General features: G+C 41.2%; 6 protein-coding genes. All 6 read left to right on the top strand.

Annotated elements, in window-relative coordinates; translation table 11 throughout:
• The first annotated feature begins 227 nt into the window (after positions 1 to 227).
• Positions 228 to 803 (top strand): TetR/AcrR family transcriptional regulator, encoded by a 576-nt coding sequence (locus tag GX437_07730; GenBank protein ID NLJ07542.1) that lies wholly within the window; start codon positions 228 to 230, stop codon positions 801 to 803.
• 6 nt (positions 804 to 809) lie between these two features.
• Complete coding sequence (locus tag GX437_07725; protein ID NLJ07541.1) at positions 810 to 1,556, top strand: outer membrane lipoprotein-sorting protein; 747 nt, start codon at positions 810 to 812, stop codon at positions 1,554 to 1,556.
• Positions 1,553 to 2,776: an ABC transporter permease gene (locus GX437_07720; GenBank protein NLJ07540.1), complete on the top strand. Its 1,224-nt coding sequence runs from the start codon at positions 1,553 to 1,555 to the stop codon at positions 2,774 to 2,776. The genes GX437_07725 and GX437_07720 overlap by 4 nt, the downstream gene beginning before the upstream one ends.
• A 20-nt stretch (positions 2,777 to 2,796) precedes the next feature.
• Entirely contained in the window at positions 2,797 to 4,017 is a 1,221-nt protein-coding gene (locus GX437_07715) for an ABC transporter permease (protein NLJ07539.1), read from the top strand.
• 20 nt (positions 4,018 to 4,037) lie between these two features.
• Entirely contained in the window at positions 4,038 to 4,727 is a 690-nt protein-coding gene (locus tag GX437_07710; GenBank protein NLJ07538.1) for an ABC transporter ATP-binding protein, read from the top strand.
• Positions 4,724 to 5,735: hypothetical protein (locus tag GX437_07705; protein NLJ07537.1), on the top strand; the 1,012-nt coding region annotated here is incomplete at its 3' end. The genes GX437_07710 and GX437_07705, both read left to right, overlap by 4 nt.

Raw genomic sequence — 5,735 nt, 5'->3', positions numbered from 1 at the left:
TGCCAATTAGTTAAATTTTCTCTTGCAATATTAAGTTTATCCTTTTGCAAAATGTCTTTAATATCGATTTACATTTGACCATTGACTTAAGATTTTTTCAATATTGGTATTTATCTGGTAAAAATATTTTAACCCACAACTAAAGAATTTTTTTTCAAAAAAATTTGTCTGTTTCAAAAATGCTATTTTATCTTTGACCAAACGTTCAATCAATAATAAAACCTTTTATGCCCAGAACAGACGAACAGTTTGAAGCCATCAGGAAAGAAAAAAGGGAATTAATCCTGCGAACCGCTCTGAAACTGTTTGCCGAAAAAGGCTATCACAGTGTTTCCATCAGCCAGATTGCCAAAGAAGCTGCCATCAGCAAAGGACTGATGTATAATTATTTTGCAAGCAAGGAAGAATTGCTTCAAACGATAATGATTGCTGCTGTTGATGAAACGATTGGTTCTATTGATGTAAATAAAGACGGAATTCTTCAGGATGAAGAACTTATCTTTTATATCAGAAATCTCTTTTCCAGCGTCAGAAAAAATACTGAATACTGGAAATTTTTCTCAGCTTTAAGCACTCAGCCCGGGATTTTTAACATCGTTGCCGGACAACTGAAAGAAAAAGAAATCTATGTCAGCCGTTTATTTTACGAGTATTTCAACAACAAGGGGTATCAAAATCCTACGGCAGAAATGGCCATGCTTGGCGCAGTTTTATCCGGAGCTATTCAGAAATATGTTTTTTCAGAAGGAAAATTTCCGCTGGATGAAATTGAAGAACGAATCATTAAAATGTACGAAAAATAAAATTTTATGAACAAAACAATTATCAAACTACTGGTTGTCTGTATGTTGCCACTGAGTATGAATGCTCAGACCGCTTATGAAATTGTCAAAAAAGCAGATGAAAAAAACAGGGGCGCTTCAAGCCGGGGCGAAATGATGATGACCATTGAGCGTACGGGCTGGAAACGAACCATCAGGATGAAATCATGGTCAAAAGGAACTGATTATTTTATGATACTGATAACCTATCCGGCAGAAGAAAAAGGGCAGGTTTTTCTGAAACGGGGAAAAGAGATGTGGAACTGGCAACCCAGAATTGAAAAGATGATCAAGCTGCCACCATCGATGATGATGCAAAGCTGGATGGGCTCCGATTTCACCAATGATGACCTTGTACAGCAGTCATCCATTCTCCGGGATTATACCCATCAGCTGCTCGGATCTGAAAATGTGCGTGATATGGAATGCTGGAAAATAGAGCTTACCCCTAAGCCGGAAGCGGCTGTGGTATGGGGAAGAATCATCCTCTGGATTACCAAAACGGGTTATGATATGTGGAAAACTCAGTACTACGATGAAGATGGCGAACTGGTCAGCACTGAAAATGCCTTTAACCTGAAAAAAATGGGAGACCGTACCATCCCCACAAAAATAGAGATTATCCCTGCAGACAAACCCACACAGAAAACCATACTTGAAATCATCAGCATGGAGTTTAATGTCCCTCTCAATGATAATTTTTTCACACAGCAAAATATGAAAACAGTCAAATGAAAACAAAACTCATAGTGATTGCCTGGCGAAACCTCTGGCGAAACAAGCGAAGGACACTGATAACGATGGCTTCCATTGTTTTCAGTGTTTTTTTTGCTTCTGTCATGCGAAGCCTTCAGGAAGGCTCTTATGATAAAATGATTGACAATCTGGTCAAGTTTTATACCGGCTATGTGCAGGTTCAGGATTCGGGCTACTGGAACGAAAAGACCCTCGACAACACGATTGAAGAAGATACTTCGCTGAGCCGCCTGACCGAAAATTTACCCGATGTATTGCTGGTTACCCCCCGTATAGAAGGTTACGGACTGGCTGCCAGTAAAGACAAAAGCAAGCCCGTAATGATGCTGGGCATCGATCCTGAAAAGGAAGATAAAATCATTAAACTATCCCGGAAAATCATCAAAGGCAGTGCTGTAAACGATTCGGATGAATCAGTCATGATTGCTGAAGGACTGGCCGGATACCTTGACCTTCAGACAGGTGATACCCTTGTCATCATTTCACAAGGCTATCATGGGGTAAGTGCAGCAGGAAAATTTCCGGTTAAGGCCATTTTCAGACATCCCAGCCCCGAATTCAACAACCGGATGATTTTCTGTAACCTGAAAACCGCTCAGGCTTTTTTCTATCTTGGCAATAAGGTAACTTCCCAGGTGGTCATGGTGAAAGATCATTATAAAGTCGCTCATATCAAGCATTTTATTGAAAAACATATTCCTGAAACCAGCAGGGTCATGACATGGGACGAAATGCAGCCTGAAATGGACAGCATGATCAAAGGCGACCGTGCAGGCGGCATTGTCATGTTGCTGGTTTTATATCTTGTTATTGGATTTGGCATTTTCGGTACGGCCATGATGATGATCAATGAAAGGAAAAAGGAATTTGGCGTGGTCAATTCCATTGGCATGACCAAAACTGAAATTAATCTTGTATTGCTGATTGAAACCTTCCTGCTCGGAATTATCGGTGTTATAGCAGGTTTAATAATCACCATTCCGGTTATCTGGTATTTTTACCTCAACCCTGTCCCGTTAACAGGCGACATGGCCAAAGCGATGATTGAATACGGGCTTGAACCCTTTTATTTTGTCTCTGTAAAATCTTCCATTTTTTTAAATCAGGGAGGCATAATACTGATTCTTTGCTTTATTGTATCATGTTTTTCAATGATTTCCGTAGGAAGAATGAAAATGATTGATGCACTGAGAAGTTGATAAACCTTAAATTTAAAAAAATGATTGGAACTATAGCATGGCGGAACATCTGGCGGAATAAAGTCAGGAGTATAATAGTATTGTCTGCAGTCGCCATAGGCATGTTTGCCGGAATATTCTCCACCGGTTTTTATAAGGGTATGGGGGATATGCGTTTTAAAACAGCCATTCGTACCGAAGTTTCTCATATCCAGCTTCATCATCCCGCCTATCTTGAAAACAAAGATATTGCAGTATTTATGACAAATTCAGGCCAGATGATTGAAAAAATAAGAGGCCTTGATAAAGTGGAAGGCTGCAGCAGGCGACTGATTAGTGAGTGCATGGCCGAAACTGCACATGGCACCATGGGTGTCAATATGATAGGTGTTGAACCTGAGTTTGAAAAAACCGTTACGGATATTCATGAAAAAATTATTGAAGGCAGTTACCTTGACCACAACAACAGCCGTATTCCACAGGTTCTCATCGGTTCTACCCTCGCTAAAGAATTGAAAATCAAAATAAAATCAAAAGTCAGATTAAGTCTGGTTGACAGGGAAGGAAATATTATCACCAAACTCTACAAAGTAGGCGGTTTATACAAAACCTCCAATACCGGTTTCGATAAGATGAATATATTTGTTCTGAGAGATGAAATGCTTGCTCAGACAGGGCTTCCCGAAGATGCTGCTTCGGAAATTGCTGTTTATCTGAAAGATGATAAGGATGTCAATACTATCGCTACTGCCATCAAAAAGCTCTTCCCTGCATACGAAACCAAAACATGGCGGGAAATCAGCAAAGAACTTTCCTTACTGGCCGACCAGATGGATCAGATTATGTATATCTTCGTGATTATCATAATGCTGGCATTGTGTTTCGGTATCATCAACACCATGCTGATGGTGGTGCTTGAACGTAAAAGAGAACTGGGCATGCTCATGGCTGTCGGCATGAGCAAATCGAGGGTTTTCAGGATGATTGTCCTTGAATCGGTTTACCTGTCTTTTACCGGAGGAATTGCCGGCATACTGATAGGCTATGGCGTCATAAAATACTTTTCCGTCCATCCGCTTAAACTGGAGATGTTTTCAGGTTTTGAGATGTACGGATATTCGACTACCGTTTATACCAACCTGGAACCCGGCTCCATCATTATCATTTCCATCCTTGTCATTTTACTTGGAATAGTGTCGGCCATATATCCGGCAAGGAAAGCCATTCGCCTCGATCCTGCCGATGCCATTCGTACTGAATAAATGAATTAAACGATAAAACGATGAAAGTACTTAAATTAAAAGATCTTCACAAAATCTATGATGAAAAAACCATCCCCGTACATGCCGTGAATGGAATAAGCCTCGATTTTGAAGAAGGTGAGTTTGCCGCAATCGTGGGGCCGAGTGGCTCCGGAAAAACCACTTTGTTAAACCTTATAGGCGGACTTGACAAGCCGACCAGCGGAGAAATTATTGTTGAAAACATTCCGCTTAAGACATTAAACAACCGGAAACTGACCCTGTTTCGACTGCGTAATATTGGTTTTGTTTTTCAGGCATACAACCTGATTCCGGTGCTGACTGCCGAAGAAAATGTGGAATTTATTATGGAATTGCAGGGAGTTCCCAAAAAAGACAGGAAAAAGCGTGTGCATGAATTATTACAGGCTGTTGGGCTGGGAGATAAAATGAAGGTAAGGCCTTCCAAACTTTCGGGAGGTCAGCAGCAAAGGGTCGCTGTAGCAAGAGCTTTGGCATCAAAACCCAGATTTATCCTTGCCGATGAACCTACAGCTAACCTCGATTCCAAATCGGCTCAGAACCTGCTGGAAATCATGGAAAAACTCAACCGTGAAGAAAAAATAACCTTTATCTTTTCAACCCACGACCAGCGCGTGGTCAGTTTAGCCCGCAGGGTCATCACCATGGAAGACGGAAAAGTGGTTAAAGATGAAGTAATCCATCCATGAAACGGATAACATTAACACTGATAATATTTTGCGTTATAATCTTCCGTTCAGCGGCTCAGGATTCGTTATCACCTCATAGCCTGAACCTCGAAGGCTATATCAAAAACCTGAATACATCTTTTATACAGGACAATCCCTATCAATGGCTGACAGAAAATATGATTCACAACAGGCTCGACCTTAAATACAGCCATGAGTCAGGGTTCGGTTTTCATGCCGGATTGCGTAACCGCTTGATTTACGGAGAGTTTGTAAAATATTTCCCTGCCTATTCTTCCCTCATAGATGAAGAAAAAGGATGGCTCGACCTTTCCTGGATGGTTGTCAACAACAAGTACTTTCTCCTGCATTCGACCATAGACCGTCTGTATTTCGACTATTCAAAGGGCAGTTTTGCCATACGTATCGGAAGGCAACGCATCAACTGGTCGCAAACCTTTGTCTGGAATCCGAATGATATTTTCAATGCCTATAATTTTTTCGACTTTGATTATGAAATAAAACCGGGAAGCGATGCCGTTAAAATGACATTTTACACTGGAGCCGTCAGCCAGCTGGAAGCAGCGGTCAAGTCAGATTACCTGAACAGAATAACAGCAGCCGCCATGTTCCGGTTTAATCACTGGAATTATGATTTTCAGGTGATTGGAGGGATGATGAATGATAAGGAAATTGTTGGCGGAGCAGGCTGGAGCGGACAACTCTTCAAAGGAGGTTTCAGAGGAGAAGCGAGCTGTTTTTACAATACTGAAAAGGAAGATTCCAATATGGCTGTTCTTGCATCCATTGGCTATGAATATGTTTTTAAAAACAGTCTGATGCTGATGGGAGAAGCCCTTTACAATAGTCAGGGGATAAAAAAAGGCACTTTCAACCTGAATGAATTCTATTACCACGACCTGAGTGCCAAAACCCTCAGCCTGACACAATGGTCGTTTCTGCTGATGGCCTCCTATCCGCTAAGTCCCTTGCTTTCATGCTCATTTTCAGCCATGTATAGTCCAAATA

This window comes from Sphingobacteriales bacterium (assembly GCA_012517435.1).
GTDB lineage: Bacteria > Bacteroidota > Bacteroidia > CAILMK01 > JAAYUY01 > JAAYUY01.
The sequence above is the reverse complement of the archived record's forward strand: the minus strand, read 5'-3'. Positions and strand labels throughout refer to the sequence as shown.

Coding starts and splice junctions, on each gene's coding strand:
- GX437_07730 (NLJ07542.1), top strand. CDS start 228: ATGCCCAGAACAGACGAACAGTTTGAAGCCATCAGGAAAGAAAAAAGG.
- GX437_07720 (NLJ07540.1), top strand. CDS start 1,553: ATGAAAACAAAACTCATAGTGATTGCCTGGCGAAACCTCTGGCGAAAC.
- GX437_07725 (NLJ07541.1), top strand. CDS start 810: ATGAACAAAACAATTATCAAACTACTGGTTGTCTGTATGTTGCCACTG.
- GX437_07715 (NLJ07539.1), top strand. CDS start 2,797: ATGATTGGAACTATAGCATGGCGGAACATCTGGCGGAATAAAGTCAGG.
- GX437_07710 (NLJ07538.1), top strand. CDS start 4,038: ATGAAAGTACTTAAATTAAAAGATCTTCACAAAATCTATGATGAAAAA.